The 14593-nt window shown below is 40.6% G+C and carries 14 protein-coding genes; 8 read left to right on the top strand and 6 right to left on the bottom strand.

Annotated elements, in window-relative coordinates:
* Positions 1 to 136 precede the first annotated feature (136 nt).
* Entirely contained in the window at positions 137 to 1351 is a 1215-nt protein-coding gene (locus tag BJP37_RS15715; RefSeq protein ID WP_075906133.1) for a bifunctional sterol desaturase/short chain dehydrogenase, read from the top strand.
* A gap of 43 nt (positions 1352 to 1394) precedes the next feature.
* On the opposite strand, the gene BJP37_RS15710 is transcribed toward BJP37_RS15715, so the two are convergent.
* Positions 1395 to 1904 (bottom strand): DM13 domain-containing protein, encoded by a 510-nt coding sequence (locus BJP37_RS15710; RefSeq protein WP_075900126.1) that lies wholly within the window; start codon positions 1902 to 1904, stop codon positions 1395 to 1397.
* Between the two features lie 495 nt (positions 1905 to 2399).
* Here BJP37_RS15710 and BJP37_RS15705 point away from each other — a divergent pair, with 495 nt between their 5' ends.
* The 6 genes from BJP37_RS15705 (at position 2400) to BJP37_RS15680 (ending at position 9166) form a co-directional block, all read left to right on the top strand.
* Positions 2400 to 4580 (top strand): glycosyltransferase, encoded by a 2181-nt coding sequence (locus tag BJP37_RS15705; RefSeq protein WP_229415325.1) that lies wholly within the window; start codon positions 2400 to 2402, stop codon positions 4578 to 4580.
* Between the two features lie 417 nt (positions 4581 to 4997).
* A complete protein-coding gene (locus BJP37_RS15700; RefSeq protein WP_081431203.1) occupies positions 4998 to 6056 on the top strand; it encodes a transposase in 1059 nt (352 codons plus the stop codon).
* A 321-nt stretch (positions 6057 to 6377) separates the two neighbouring features.
* Positions 6378 to 6608, top strand: coding sequence for a hypothetical protein (locus BJP37_RS36645; protein ID WP_143727637.1), 231 nt, complete (start codon positions 6378 to 6380; stop codon positions 6606 to 6608).
* On the top strand, positions 6599 to 6880 hold the full coding sequence (locus BJP37_RS36640; protein WP_198954062.1) for a helix-turn-helix domain-containing protein: 282 nt from the start codon (positions 6599 to 6601) through the stop codon (positions 6878 to 6880). The genes BJP37_RS36645 and BJP37_RS36640 overlap by 10 nt, the downstream gene beginning before the upstream one ends.
* Before the next feature lie 92 nt (positions 6881 to 6972).
* Positions 6973 to 7647: a hypothetical protein gene (locus tag BJP37_RS15685; protein WP_075900122.1), complete on the top strand. Its 675-nt coding sequence runs from the start codon at positions 6973 to 6975 to the stop codon at positions 7645 to 7647.
* Between the two features lie 148 nt (positions 7648 to 7795).
* Positions 7796 to 9166, top strand: a complete 1371-nt coding sequence (locus tag BJP37_RS15680) for a serine/threonine-protein kinase (protein WP_075900120.1) — start codon at positions 7796 to 7798, stop codon at positions 9164 to 9166.
* Between the two features lie 16 nt (positions 9167 to 9182).
* Here BJP37_RS15680 and BJP37_RS15675 read toward each other — a convergent pair whose 3' ends face one another.
* From BJP37_RS15675 to BJP37_RS15665, 3 genes are all read right to left on the bottom strand, one after another.
* The gene (locus tag BJP37_RS15675) at positions 9183 to 9578 is read right to left on the bottom strand and encodes a hypothetical protein (RefSeq protein WP_075900118.1); all 396 of its coding nucleotides are present in this window, start codon (positions 9576 to 9578) and stop codon (positions 9183 to 9185) included.
* A 550-nt stretch (positions 9579 to 10128) separates the two neighbouring features.
* A complete protein-coding gene (locus tag BJP37_RS15670; RefSeq protein ID WP_075900116.1) occupies positions 10129 to 10926 on the bottom strand; it encodes a class I SAM-dependent methyltransferase in 798 nt (265 codons plus the stop codon).
* A 208-nt stretch (positions 10927 to 11134) separates the two neighbouring features.
* Positions 11135 to 11371 (bottom strand): hypothetical protein, encoded by a 237-nt coding sequence (locus tag BJP37_RS15665; RefSeq protein WP_075900114.1) that lies wholly within the window; start codon positions 11369 to 11371, stop codon positions 11135 to 11137.
* 267 nt (positions 11372 to 11638) lie between these two features.
* Here BJP37_RS15665 and BJP37_RS15660 point away from each other — a divergent pair, with 267 nt between their 5' ends.
* Positions 11639 to 11857, top strand: a complete 219-nt coding sequence (locus tag BJP37_RS15660; protein WP_143727636.1) for a helix-turn-helix domain-containing protein — start codon at positions 11639 to 11641, stop codon at positions 11855 to 11857.
* 82 nt (positions 11858 to 11939) lie between these two features.
* Here BJP37_RS15660 and BJP37_RS15655 read toward each other — a convergent pair whose 3' ends face one another.
* Together BJP37_RS15655 and BJP37_RS15650 are read right to left on the bottom strand one after the other, a co-directional pair.
* Positions 11940 to 12902: a hypothetical protein gene (locus BJP37_RS15655; protein WP_075900112.1), complete on the bottom strand. Its 963-nt coding sequence runs from the start codon at positions 12900 to 12902 to the stop codon at positions 11940 to 11942.
* Positions 12903 to 13161: 259 nt separating this feature from the next.
* The gene (locus BJP37_RS15650; protein WP_075900110.1) at positions 13162 to 14247 is read right to left on the bottom strand and encodes a pentapeptide repeat-containing protein; all 1086 of its coding nucleotides are present in this window, start codon (positions 14245 to 14247) and stop codon (positions 13162 to 13164) included.
* Positions 14248 to 14593: the final 346 nt, after the last annotated feature.

Below are 14593 nucleotides of genomic sequence, written 5' to 3'. Positions count from 1 at the left end.
TTGACGGGTGAGGGGTGAGTGTTAATGGTTCACCTTCAGCATCTTAGTTTTATTTGTACCTACCTAATTATGATGTGAATGGGCAATTTGCCAACACAACAAGTTACTGTTCACTCTAGGCATCATAATCATGTTCATGGTAGATTTCTGGCTAGGTATAGGGGTTTTGGGACTGGGTTCTATTCTTTGGGTAGAACTGGTGCGAGACTTCTATCACCTCCTGTCCCATCACTGGACACCCCTGTATCGCTTGCATGTGTGGCATCATCGGGTCTTCCGTCAGGATTTAACTGCTGTCAGTGATACCATTTATCGACAGGCGCACTGGCGTAATGATGTACCAGAAGCCTTGGTCATGCTAATATTAGGCTTGGTGCTATGGTGGTTGGCTTATAGCTGGACACCAAATATGCATTGGGCAGCTTTGGCTGGTTCTGTGTACAGTATGGTATTTCTATTTGGTGCGATCGCTCGTGGCTATGGCATCAAGGGAGCCGATAAGTTGACTGATATGACCCACCTTCCGGGTCCATTCCTATATCCTCCTTCCCCTTGGATGGTAAATCGCAGCTACCATTGGCGACATCACTTTGATAACCAAAAGGCTTACTATGGCGGCACATTGACTTTAGTAGACAAACTGATGGGGACAGCACTATCGCTCCAAGGAAAAACTATTGCAGTGACGGGAGCATCGGGAACTCTGGGACAGTCACTGTTGTACCATCTCCAGCAACGGGGAGCAAAAGTGATTGCTCTGACCTCTAAAGAACAAACTGTTAGTTTAAGTGTCAATGGTGAAAGCTTGCCAGTAAAAACCTTGACTTGGCAAGTGAGTAAAGAGTCTGAACTAGCCCCACATTTTGAAAATGTGGATATTCTAATTCTCAATCACGGCATTAATGTTCATCAAGAACGGACAGCCGATGCGATCGCAAAATCCTACGAGGTCAACACATTATCAAGTTGGCGGTTGCTAGAGATGTTTTTATCCACGGTTCGGACGAACCAAGATATTGCTCGCAAAGAAGTTTGGGTTAATACTTCGGAAGCGGAAGTTAATCCAGCGTTTAGTCCTTTGTATGAACTGAGCAAACGTACCCTAGGAGACCTAGTTACCCTCCGTCGTCTAGATGCTCCTTGTGTAGTACGTAAAGTAATCCTCGGACCATTTAAAAGTAATCTCAATCCATTTGGGGTCATGTCAGGGGATTGGGTAGCCCAGCAAATCCTTAATCTAGCCACTCGTGATGTGCGTAACATCATTGTGACGATTAATCCCATAACCTATTTAGCGTTTCCAGTCAAGGAATTTTTTGTCAGCCTATACTATAGGCTGTTTAGTCGTTAGTCCTTAGCAACTTGCCTTAATTATTAGTTAGTAATTAGTAGCACTAATTACTAAGGGTGGCGTAGCCAAAGGTGACGTTGAATTTACGGCACCAAATGACTACAGAGCTAAAGTCTTCTGGATTAACATCAGCAGGTATACGGTACCGTTGAGTGCCACTGACCTGCTGAAGACGACCAAGACTTTGATAATTTTCCTTACTGTAGGATTTGGGGACAGTTTGGCGGTGCAACAGCACCATTAAATCAGGTCCGTTATCGGTTTTAAAGGTTTCGTCAAACTTTAGGTAACGTTCTCCATTGTCTGTGACTAAACTTACCATGCCTTGAGTAGAATGGGCTGCTGTTACAAAATTTCCTGATCTACTTGTTGCCTGTGCCAGTGTTGCAGTTGGTTTAGCAGCTGGAGCACTGGACACATCAATCTTGGTTGTCGTAGAGGTAGAGGTAGAGGGTTTTGCCTGAACAGTACTCTGATTCCCAGGTACTCCTGCTACACAACCTACGCTTAAAAAGGCAGTAGCACCAAAGATGGCTAAATAGTGAAGTTTCATCAGATTATCTATCTCGTGGAAACATTACTCTATTTGCTATTATGTCTAGTCTTCGGTGGCATTAGCCTGAGTTTTGGTTAAAAAATTTAGTGGATACTTCTCAACTCTAGCTCAGAAAATATTTTATTCATTAAAATATCCCGCAATCGGCAAGTTAAGTGAATTTTAATATTTGCCTCAGGTTAGATTAATCTCTTATCAATATCATCTAGATTATTCCCATACTATCTTAGTAGTTTGGTTGAGTTTAAACTAACAAGTTATGAGACAGCAATTGGTGTAATGGTGTTGCCCAATTCAAGGGGCAAATAATTGCTATAACCTTTATACTAACAAGCTTTAGAATACTAGCACGCTTTTTAATTTGCTATTACTTATTCCCTGCCCACAGCGCTATACCTGTTTTTAGACATGACAGTTCCCAAAGTGAGCTACTCAAACTCTAGGTGTTCTTCTAACAAACCAGTTTTTAGGTTACGAGCCGCAACGGTCGTGATGCTGATTCTAGTTAGTAGTTTTAGTGCGATCGCTCTAGCTTGGTTGACTGGTCAGGGGCAGATTACCCAGCTATTTGCTCAGCTGCATATCTGGCAAAGAAACCCACCGATGTGGCTGGAAGCACCAATGGTGACTCAGCACCACTACTTATTGCTACCAACAATTATCTTAATGGTAGTTGTGCTGGGGGTCACGAAAATCTCTCCCCGTCCTCGCAGTTGGTCTAGAAATCTAGTGGTGGGGATTTTGCTAGCACTATTGGGACGATATCTGCTATGGCGAATCTTCTCTACCCTGAATTTAGTGGATCCCCTTAATGGTTTCTTTAGCCTAGGATTATTTTTCTTGGAAATGTTGTTGCTAACCAGCAGTATTATCCAGCTATTTTTAATGTTAAGTTTCAAAAACCGTAGCGCTCAGGCTTCCCAGCTATCATTAGATGTTATTTCAGGAAGGTTTAATCCTTCTGTGGATATATTAATCCCAACTTATAATGAACCCTGTTTTATTCTAAAGCGAACAATTATGGGTTGTCAAGGGATAGATTATGACAATAAAAAGGTTTATTTACTAGATGATACCAAACGTCAAAATGTCAAAGAGTTAGCTGCTGAATTGGGGTGTAACTATATCACTCGTCCAGATAATTACTATGCCAAAGCGGGAAACTTAAACAATGCTATTCCAAAAACCTCAGGGGATTTGATTGTATTATTCGATGCGGATTTTGTCCCAACTAAAAATTTTCTGACTCGCACCGTAGGCTTTTTTAAAAAAAGTAATGTGGGATTAGTCCAAACTCCTCAAAGCTTTTATAATCCTGACCCGATTGCCTACAATTTAGGTTTAGAAGATGTGCTACTGCCAGAAGAAGAGGTATTTTATCGGCAACTTCAGCCCATAAGGGATGGTGCTGGCGGTGTGGTTTGTGCCGGAACTTCCTTTGTTGTGAAACGTGATATTATAGAAGCGGCTGGTGGTTTTGTCACCGATTCTTTGACTGAAGATTACTTTACTGGTATTCGCATAGCAGCAATGGGTTACCAGGTTATTTATTTAGGGGAAAAACTTAGTGCTGGTTTAGCCGCAGAAAATATTGCTGCCCATGTAGCTCAACGATTGCGGTGGGCTCAAGGAACATTACAGGCATTTTTTATTGATGCCAACCCTCTAACTATTCCGGGGTTAAAACCGATCCAAAGGCTAGCCCATTTAGATGGATTACTAAATTGGTTTACCGGTTTATCTCGCTTCGGATTCTTGTTAATGCCCCTAGCTTATTCCTTTCTAGGGGTGATTCCCTTACAAGCAACCCCTGGTGAATTGTTGTATTTCTTGCTACCTTATTATCTGATACAGCTCACAGTTTTTTCTTGGTTAAACCTCCGTTCCCGGTCAGGGTTGTTGTCGGATATTTACTCATTGCCTTGGTGTGTTCCTATGAGCATGACAGTGATACAAGTCATGCTCAATCCTTTTGGGAAAGGATTTAAGGTAACACCCAAAGGAGTAAAACGCGATCGCTTTGTGTTTAACTCGAAGTTGGGATTGCCTTTGATTATCCTATTTATCGCGACAGCAGTTAGCCTATGGCAAAATTTGAGTACTTCTGTGATGTATTGGGGGAGTGGGATATCAGCTACTGACGCTCAGATGATTCAAGGTCTGAGTCTAGGTTGGATTTGGAGTATCTATAACCTGATCATGTTAGGTATTGCTTTATTGATTGTAGTGGATGTTCCCAATCCTGACCTTTACCAGTGGTTCAAGTTGCGCCGAGTGGTGCGGCTTGAGATCGGAAATCGCACTGTCTGGGGTATGACCACCAAGATTTCAGAAATTGGTGCTCAAGTGGCCTTGACGGAGGTGGCTGATGTACGATTAGATACCGTAAACACTGCCAGTGAACCGTTGCCAGTTGAACTAGAGATGATCGAGGAAAAGCTACACTTGTCAGGAGTAGTTACTGAAATTGACAACAGTGGTGAGGAAGCTAGTCTACGGATTATGTTTGACCCATTAACTCTCCAACAGCATCGCACTTTGGTAGAGATACTCTTTTGCCGTCCGGGTCGATGGCAGCGACGGGAAACTCCATCAGAAATGCGATCGCTTTTACTGTTGTTTAAGATTTTACTTAAACCCCGAGTGCTATTTGATCGCCAGGGTAGGAGTTGAGAAACTCTCAAGACTTTACCAGTGCCTATTTATCACAATTCTGGCGGGGTGACAATAGTAGCTAGAAGAATAGTAGCTAGAACTCAGATCTTGCACCAAAAAAAGTGGCTGTGAGAAGGAACGGCTGAAGTTATTGTTATTAGGGGATTAGAGGCAGTTCTATCCCTGAGTTAGAGACAACTAATCAAATACCTTGAAAAAGCCTCTGTATCCCATAATTTAATGACACTCAATGACCCAGATTATACGGAAAACTATAAATAATCAATAGTTTAGTTATGGCTTCAATTAGACTTGATAGTTTTTTGGATTACATGAGAATTGTGGTAAACTCTTTTCTAAGATTAATGGAGGATAAAGACCCTGAATAAGATTTTACCAGAAGTAGAAAAATTCATCTCAAACTTAAAACAATTAATGCCCACTAGTTATCAACAAGAAACCTTAGAATCCATTTTTGGATTAATCCTTTGTGGGCAAGGTAATTCTGTTCCGGATCATTGTCAAACCAAATCGGCAAGTGCTATTAGTCGTTTTTTAAATAATTATCAATGGTCAACCCGTTCTTTAATTCGTACCGTTCGTTCTTTAATAATCAAATTTATTCTTGATCAAAGAAAAAGAGGAAGAAAACCAACTCTACAAGTAATCCTAGATTTAACTACCCTAGAAAAGGTAGGTAATTTTACCCATCTAGGAAACTTAGTGCGAGTCTATAATCATAAGAAAGGTTTACACATTGTAGTGATGTATTTAGTCCTGGGAAATTGGCGTATTCCTTGGAGTTTCAGGATTTATAGGGGTAAGGGTACTCCCTCCCCATCCCAATTAGCACAGAAGTTATTAAATAATTTCCCTAAAAAAATTACTCAAAATTTTCAAGTTTATGTACTTGGTGATACGGCTTTTGGTACAATTAAATTGATTGATAATATCCGTCAAAAATCCGGCCATGCTATTGTTGGGATTAGGAAAAATCGAACTTTAACTGATGGTCGTAAGGTCTCAGACATTAAAAAGCGTGGTCAACAAGTTTATTTGAATGGTTTAAAATTACCTGTTTTTTTGTCATGGATATGGTTAAAACGAGATGGCAAAATGATTCAACGTTTTGTGATATCAACTAAACCAATGAAGGGTAAAACTATTGCTCGATGGGGAAAACGTAGATGGCAGATTGAGGGTTTCTTTAAGACAGCTAAACATCGTTTTAGCCTACACCGCTTTGGACAAAAGACAAGACTTGGAGTCTACCGTTGGTTGATTCTGTGTTTAGTTTCTTATTTGTTGGCTTATTGGGTTTATTTACACTTAGGTAAATCGGATAATTTAGATGGGTTTTATTGTGCACAACAAGCACTTATTTTACTTTTACCGCATATTTTGCTTCTCTCTATTTTCAATCATTTAGATACACTTATGCCTTGGTTACATGAGCTTAGTTTTGATTTTTGTCTGATCAGGTGCAAGATCTGAGTATTAGGAAAAAGTCTTGAGGTTTTATCAGAGCAAATAGATGAGTATATAGTGGTTGTGCGCTTGTGATAGAGAATTTTGTTCACCAAAATTGGCAAGTTGGCTATCAGAAAAAGGTACCTTCTTTTGTTTAAGACAGAAATGCGATACAAAGATTGCCGTAGAAAATGGCTTATATAAGGAACTAAGAGATTGGGGTTTAACTCCTGGGATGAACTTTTTCATCAATGACCGACAGGTGAGCGACGCAAACCGGCTTTGGAACTTTCAATATTGCGGCTAAGTGGAAAGCGATGCAGCGCGGTCTTGGGGGTCCCCCCCATGAGCGACTGCATCAAGACAAGAAACTACAAAGGATTTAAGACAAAAGAACCTTGGTATATCTTAACTAACTTGATGGATTTAGACCTAGCTATTCGAGCTTACCAAAAGCGTTTTGATATTGAAGAGATGTTTCGAGATTTTAAAGCAGGTGGCTATAATCTTGAAGGCTCTAAGCTCAAACCTCAGCAGCGTGAATATTCTACTTATTGTCGTTGCTATTGCATATAAAGCGTGCCATTATCCACGGTCAAAACATTAAGAGTATTGGTATTCAAAAATATGTAGCACGACCGGAAAATTCCTCAACTTCACAACGTAGACATAGCTCTTTTTATATTGGTCAACATCTTCATCATTGGCTCCGCCTACAGCAATTGTGCCAACAAACTTTGTCTGAACTTTTGCAAATTAATCGTCGTTGGATTCTCCATTACAATCAGGGCAAACGTGCCATTGAGCTTGCCCTGTCTAGTTTTCAATCCCCTTTGTCGCCCTGCTAGCTGAATATTATGCTCCACCCGAGCAACAACTACGCCGCCTTAGAGCAGGCCCACGAGTTGATATCTATGCCTTATCTGCCACCTTATATTTCTTGTTAACCGGACAGCAACCAGTTAGCAGCAGAGACAGGGAAAATGATCTGAAAAGATATAGAAAAGAGCCTCAAAAACAAGATGTCAGCAAATTCGTCATTAACAAAATTTTGAGAAGAGCAATTCTCAAAGGGATGGAATTAAATCCAAAGCGAAGACCTCAGTCAATCTCAGATTGGCTAAAATTACTAGAGCCTGCACAAGAAATGAATTTAACTGATATTTTAAGATGGGTGATTGGAGTTATATACGCTTTGGTGCTATTAGGTGCTGTTGTCATTCCATTGATAAGTAATCCATCTAATCAGCCTAATCAACCTACTCAATATCCCCCAAGTAGCACGGAATGGCCACAACTTGAATATAAAGGTTTATCGGCGATTAGTAAGTTTGCTGATGAAAGAGATACACAAACATTAAAAAAAGTCATCGATCTATTTGAGCAAAATAAAAACAAATATCAAGGAAAAAAAGAATTTGAAGAACTGTTTAGTGAACTAACCCGTAGATATGCTCAAAACGTATTAGCTATAAGTGGAGAACCAGGAATTCGTAAGGGAATTGAAAAGTTGGAGGAAATTCAGCAAAGGCTAGATCAGAACTTCGACATCGAAAATCTTCCGGAAGATGATATCATCGCTCAGGAATATAAAGATGTTAGTGCTCTTCTATAGAAGATGAGAAATTCCCGTAATGGTAACAATTATAGCATTGACAACAAGTGTATTTATACCCAATAATCTGCTATAGTAAAGTTGGCGCTAGCTACATCTACCAAGCTATAAGATTAGTAAAAGCAATTAATTAAATAAAAAGCACCCAATGACAAAGTTACAACCAGAATATTCTCTGAAAGATGGCGAGTATACCATCCAATCAGAATTAGGAGAGGGGACATTTGGAACGACTTACAAAGCCACTCGTAAGTTACCCGATGGTAAGGAAAACAGTGTTGCGATAAAAATTGGAAAAGAGGAATTAAGCGAGAATGAACAAAGCAAAATAAAACAAGATTTTCAATATGAAGCAAACCGACTCAAACAATTTAACCATAAGCATATTGTTAAATTCATCGAGTACTTCTATGACCAGACCATAAACCGTCCTTGCATCGTGATGGAATATATCGAGGGAGAGACTCTAGAGAGACTAACTCCAGCAAAGAAAGGAATTCCAGAGGAAAAAGCCATCAACTATATTAAACAAGTTGCCGATGCCTTGGCAGCAATGCACGATGAAAATTTGATTCACAGAGATGTCACCCCTAGTAAGATTATAGTAAGAGATGGAACCGAAGCAGTCCTGATTGGTTTTAGTATTGCCCGGGAATTTATTCCTAATCGGACACTAGAGGTAACACAAACATTGTTAACTGATGATCATTATGCTCCACCAGAGCAAGAACTACGCCGTGCTAGATTAGGCCCACCATTTGATATATATTCCTTATCCGCTACTTTCTATTTCTTGTTAACCGGACGCCAACCAGTTAGTAACCGAGACCGGGAAAATGAATTAAAAAAATATAGAAGAGACACTCAAAAACAAGATATCGAAAACTTCGTCAGGAGAACCAACAAAAAATTGAGAATAGCAATTCTCAAAGGAATGGAATTAGACCAAAACCGAAGACCCCAATCAATTTCAGAATGGCTAAAATTACTGGAATCTCCAGGGATACTAATTTTAACTTATAGGTTAAGTAGTTTGAGATGGGTGATTGGAGTTATATTCGGTTTGGTGCTATTAGGTGCTGTCGTCTATCAATTGATACCTAAACCAACTAATCAGCCTAATCAACCTATTACTTATCCCCTAAGTAGCACGGAATGGCCACAACTTGAAGATAAAGGTTTATCGGCGATTAGGAAGTTTGCTGATGAAAGAGATAAACAAACATTAGAAGAAGTCCTTGAGCTATTTGAGCAAAATAAAAACAAATATCAAGGAGAAAAAGAATTTGAGGAGCTATTTAGTGAACTAACCCGTAGATATGCTCAAGACGTATTAGCTCGAAGCGGAGAGCCAGGAGTTCGTAAGGGAATTAAAAAGCTGGAGGAAATCAAGAAAAGACTGGAGGATAACTTCGATGATATCGAAAATCTTCCGGAAGATGATATCATCGCTCAGGAATATAAAGATGTTAGTGCTCTTCTAGAGAAGATGAGAGATTCCCTTAATGAAAACAATTAGGATTTTTAGGTTTTATTTAAATAAGAGCCAGAGCAATCATCCCCAATAAAGCCAAAACTGATACAATTGTAGAAACCCCTTTCTTATCCCGAGATAAATCCTCCTGTTCTTCAATGGGTTCCTTAATCGTTTCCCAGCACGCCTCTCTAATCGTCCCACTCCACTCACTGCCCATTTCAGAAAACCAAAACACATTAGGATCACCTATAAATGGCTGACGGTTAATGGTTTGCTCTTCACGGTTTACGGAGATTGGGTAACGGTTAATGGTTGAGCCTTGACGGTTAATGGTTGACCTTTGACGATTGGTTAATGGGTGACGGCTATGGTAGTATTCGGACTGATAGCGGTAAGTCTGAGAAATAATTTGTTTCGGCTGATCACCAGTAACGGTATTGTTTTTCTGTGACATCGATTAACACCCGATTCTAAAGGTTGACAAGGTAAGCATTCAGCGTGCTAATAGCTGATTTCTAGGCGTTGCTGATTATGGGTATGGTTTTGCCCCCCTAACCCCCCAATTTTGGGGGGAACAAAACTCTCAAAGTCCCCCAAAGTTGGGGGATTTAGGGGGCTGTAATAAAACCAGATGATCGCGCATTCATTCCTTAATTCAGCAACGCCGATTTCTAAGTATCTATAGACTTATCGGGCGAACTACCAAGGATTATGCAGAAAATTTTCAATACCAGTAAGCGGTCAGCTGTCAGTGGTCAGTAGTCAGTAGTCAGTGGTCAGTGGTCAGTGGTCAGCTTATTTTATTCAAAAGTACCTCAAAGTGGCACAGGCTTCCAGCCTGTGACCTAACCTCAGCTTATTTTCTTCAAAAGCACTGTGGCACAGGCTTCCAGCCTGTGACTTAACCCATAAGCTAATAACTAATAGCTGATAGATAATAACTGATAACTGATAACTTACAGCTGATAGCTGACCGCTGATAGCTAATAACTGATAGCTTACCTCTAGATAGCATAAGCCTCAACCTCCAAGCGAACCATCTTGACATGAGTTAACCCTTGACTATCTATTGGATAGCGCTGGATGTACCTATCCACAACAGTGTTCAAAAATGTTTCTCTCAACTTCTGAGGAATTCTATTGGTATAGGGAAACCAGGTTGTTCGTAACCACCCTTTCAATCTCTCCTTGCCTTGATGCTGCATATCCTTAGGAATTAACTGCACACGTTGAGCTTTAAATCCATTTTCTGGTAACCATCTTTGATACTCTTCAATGCCATAAAATGAATAAGGAAAGTTAAAGTCTATAAAATACTCTTTCCAGTCTGGAGCAGTGATAATTTCATCTATGAAAAGTAGTAATTCCCTAGCGTTACCTTTACCTCCCATCTGAAACAGTAATTTTCCGTGAGGTTTAAGGTGATTACGAACACTTTTTAAAACTGACCCATGGTCATTGATCCAATGTAAGACAGCATTAGAAAAGATAACATCAAAGCCATGATTTAGGTTAATTGCTGTAGCATCCATAAGTTTAAAGTCTAAATTAGGATACTCCACTCCTGGAAATGTCTTCCGAGCTAACTCAACCATGGTCTTGGATGAATCAATTCCTAAAACACTACCCTTGTTAAGAATACTGGCAAATTCAGCAGTAATCTTTCCGTCTCCACAACCAATATCCAGGAGTGTTTCGTTCCCGATTAGTGATAGCTTTTCAATTAGTTCCTTTGCCCATGTGAGCTGTGCTGAAGAATTCTTAGCATAATCATCAGGATTCCATTGATTGTGATTGGTCATATTGCGAAAGCATTCAGCGGTCAGTGGTCAGTGGTCAGCACTCAGCCGTCAGCCGTCAGCACTCAGCCGTCAGTCGTCAGCCTATTTTATTCAAAAGCACCTTAATTAGGGTGGCACAGACTTCCAACCTGTGACCTAACCCATAAGCTAATCGCTGATCGCTAATAACTGACAGCTGACCGCTGATAGCTGATAGCTTACCCTAAACCTATCGCCTCAAATTAATATAGCGAGTCAAAATCCGGATGATCTCACCTTCGACAGGAGAAGGAATCGGCGGGGTCCACGCAATGACTTCGGCAAAGCGGAGCACGTGCAATTGGTTAATCACACTCTCAACACCTTTGGGTACACCACAGGCGAGGAGGCGGACTGGGGTTTTGCCCTGAGGGACATCATAGATCGGAGCTTTGATTAGCTCTGGAATAGAACGTGGGTTTACCATTTATATATCACCTTGTTTTCTTGGTGGTGGAACAGCGATCGCACATCCCGGCCTGTAGAACCTATGTGCGATCGCTTTGTGCTGGCGAGGGAATTGCCAATCACTGTAACTGCGTACTTTTATAGTATATCCTATCTTGGCCAGTTTGTCAACACTTTGAGTTTAAAAAAAAATTATAGAAGTATTATTTTCAACAATTCATGCTGTGAGAGGTTACAATCAAACGTAACGAGCGTTTAGTATGGTAAGAGGTTAAACACTAAAGTGGTGATTCACTGGAAATTGGCAGTAGTAATGGCTGAGCGCAACATCAGCAACAAAGATCTAGCTGAGATAATTGGAAAGCATCCTAACTCCGTTTCCAGGCTAAAACGGCATCGCCGTCTACCTAGAATTGACGAAGACATACTCAACTCCCTGTGCAAAGCCCTCAAGTGCCAACCAGGGGACTTGATAGTCTATCAAGAGGATGAACAAGATCCCTAAAACGGGAAATTTACCGGTAATCGGTAATCGGTAATCGATAATCGGTCACCGGTAATCCGTAATTTTCCTTGAGCCTTAGCCATCAGCGCATTATCGATGGGCCCAAAATATAGGAGCCCTTAGCTGTCTGGTGAATCGTCTCTGCAATTTTTTTAGCCACCTTCTGACTAGTCCAGTAGCTGTCGTGAGCACTTCCACCATTTATTAATGCTAAAAATGTCGATTGTATCGGTTTAGCGACATTTTCTAATAATCCAGAACCGTACGTCAGTACATCTTCAAGTTTGATGACTTTGTCATACTCATCTACTAATTTTGGCAACACTCCTTCTAGGGGCCAAGCAATGGGATCCCCCGGATGTACAAAGTTTTGCCAGGGTAACGCCACTCCTTGTTGAGTCAGAATTGCCAGTAATTCCTTTAGTTTTGAACTAATATCATGGGTACTGCCATCTCTGGTTTTGCCAACAATATGGATCAGAGTAAATAGGGCAATCGGTGAACCCATGGTATGAACACTAGCCAGAGGAATGGCACTGTCAAGCTCAGATTCGATGCCCAAAATGCTTTTGCGAATCCCCTGAATACTCTCATGACCAGGTATAGTTGGGTCATCCCATCGACTAGCAAACAATACATCAAATAGGATAATCGTTCCCCAACTGTGAGTGACTAGGTGCAAACGGTCCTGATCTTGGTATCCCTCCAATCCCTGATAGGCTTGTTTACTCATCTGCTCAATAGCCAGAGAGCTAACATGTCTGCTGAGGTAGAGAGCCCCGTCTCCAACGAATTGTAAGATTTGCTTTTGACGGAAGTCTCTGAACCAGAACTCATTCCACACCTTCGATGCCTTCAATGCTCCTAGGAGTTCCTTCTCCTGCTCAATCACCACATTACCCCAGTACAGAGGGATCTTTTTGAGTTGAACGGATGACTCAACATTAGATTGAATCAGATCGAAAAGCTTGTCAGCGTATTCGGGTGTTTCTCGATCTTGGCGAGTATTGACACCATGTATAAACAAAATGTAGTCCGTAGCCACGGATCAGCCTCTCTTCTGTGGAATTTGATCGATGATTCCATCAGTTTATGCGATCGCGTACCCTACCCGACGGCTATCATCGATTCCTGGTAGGGAGTAGGGAGTAGGGAGTAGGGAGTAGGGAGTAGGGAATATGGCATCAAAAATTATCTAAATGGAATTCTTGAGGGATGATCTTTTTACAAATAAATATAAGATGCACCCGATATAATTTATGTCTTCTGTTTCCTAAAAATACAGCCAATTTATTATACTAATATTAATTCCTAATCAGGTAGTCTGGTAAAATAGTTTCGCTATCTATCTGTGCCAATTCAATCTGCTTTTGGGTCAGATTTTTAGCTCCTTGGAGGTTAGCCCCTCTTAAATCTGTACTCTGGAGATTAGCTCCCTCTAAATTTGCCTCTTGCAAGTTAGCTTTAATCAACGATGCCCGCTGTAAATTAGCATTCCAGAGGATTGCCTTCTCTAGCTTAGCTCTCCTGAGAAATGCCCCTTCTAGGTTAGCATCAAATAAGCAAGCGTCTGTCAAGTTAGCTTTTATCAAGTATGCTCCTTGGAGGTTAGCTTGATTAAAGTCTGCCCCTTCTAGATTGGCTCCGATCACATATGCTCCTTTTAGATTAGCCTGATTAAGACAAGCTCCTTGTAGTTTGGAGCCACTAAGGTATGCCTCTTGCAGGTTTGCTTCTGTTAAGTTTGCCCCAATCAGTGTGGCGTTACGTAAATCAATTTTCTGATCTTCGAGTTCTTTTGAGCTGTCGCGCCTTGCAATAACCGTTAGGGCACCTTGAATATCAATAGGGAGTTTTTGGTCTTCTGTAATTGGAAGAGGACTGGATAACTCATTTATTTGCTTTTGCTGCTCTACATGAATCTTCCCAGGGGACTGATATCGCACAAATGTCGATAAAATTTCCATAATTTTCCAGTGGTCTTGGGCAGAAACCTTAGCAATTCGTTCTAGGGCATAAATTCCACCTAGCCGTAGGGCAATCTGATCAGAACTCAGCCACTCCAGGGCATTATTCAAGCATTGAATTATTTGCTTGTCTTCTGTACCGATAGTAGTCTTGACAGTTATACCAGTTTTTGAGAGGTTATATAACCCTTTGTTTAAGTAGTAAAGTTTAATCAAAATTACTAGTCCAATAGCCATTATTACAACAGCTATAAAAAACAAAATTTGGTCTTTTTGCTCTACTTGATTTACAAAAAAAAATAGCTTATTGAGTTGGGATTTTTCAAGAAACCCCTCAATAAAATTTATGGGAAATACCACAAACCAATATAACGAAGCAATCCCTAAGTAGACTAAGCCACTATAAATCAAAAAAACAACCATTTTCAACCGTAAAGGGTGATTGTTGGGCGGGTTTACCTTGAGCTTCATGTCTTGTATTATACTGACTCAACTGGTATAACTTATTAAATCACCATCTTGTGAATATAATGTGAAGAAATTAAAAAATCTAACTAACGAGCTATATCTATATACAGGGAACAGGGAACAGGGAACAGGGAACAGGGAGTAGGGAATCGGGAGTCGGGAGTCGGGAATCGGGAATCGGGAGTAGGGAGTCGGGAAAAGCGGGAAATGGGAAGAATTATCCCGGAAATTATAGTGTATTTTGATCTGAGGGGGCGACGAAATAAGCTAAAATGCAGATTCTATAAGCAACCTAGCCCTT

The sequence above is a fragment of the Moorena bouillonii PNG genome (genome assembly GCF_001942495.1).
In the GTDB taxonomy this organism is placed as follows: Bacteria; Cyanobacteriota; Cyanobacteriia; order Cyanobacteriales; family Coleofasciculaceae; genus Moorena; species Moorena bouillonii.
Note: the sequence above shows the minus strand (reverse complement) of the source record. Positions and strands in the feature narration are given on the sequence as shown.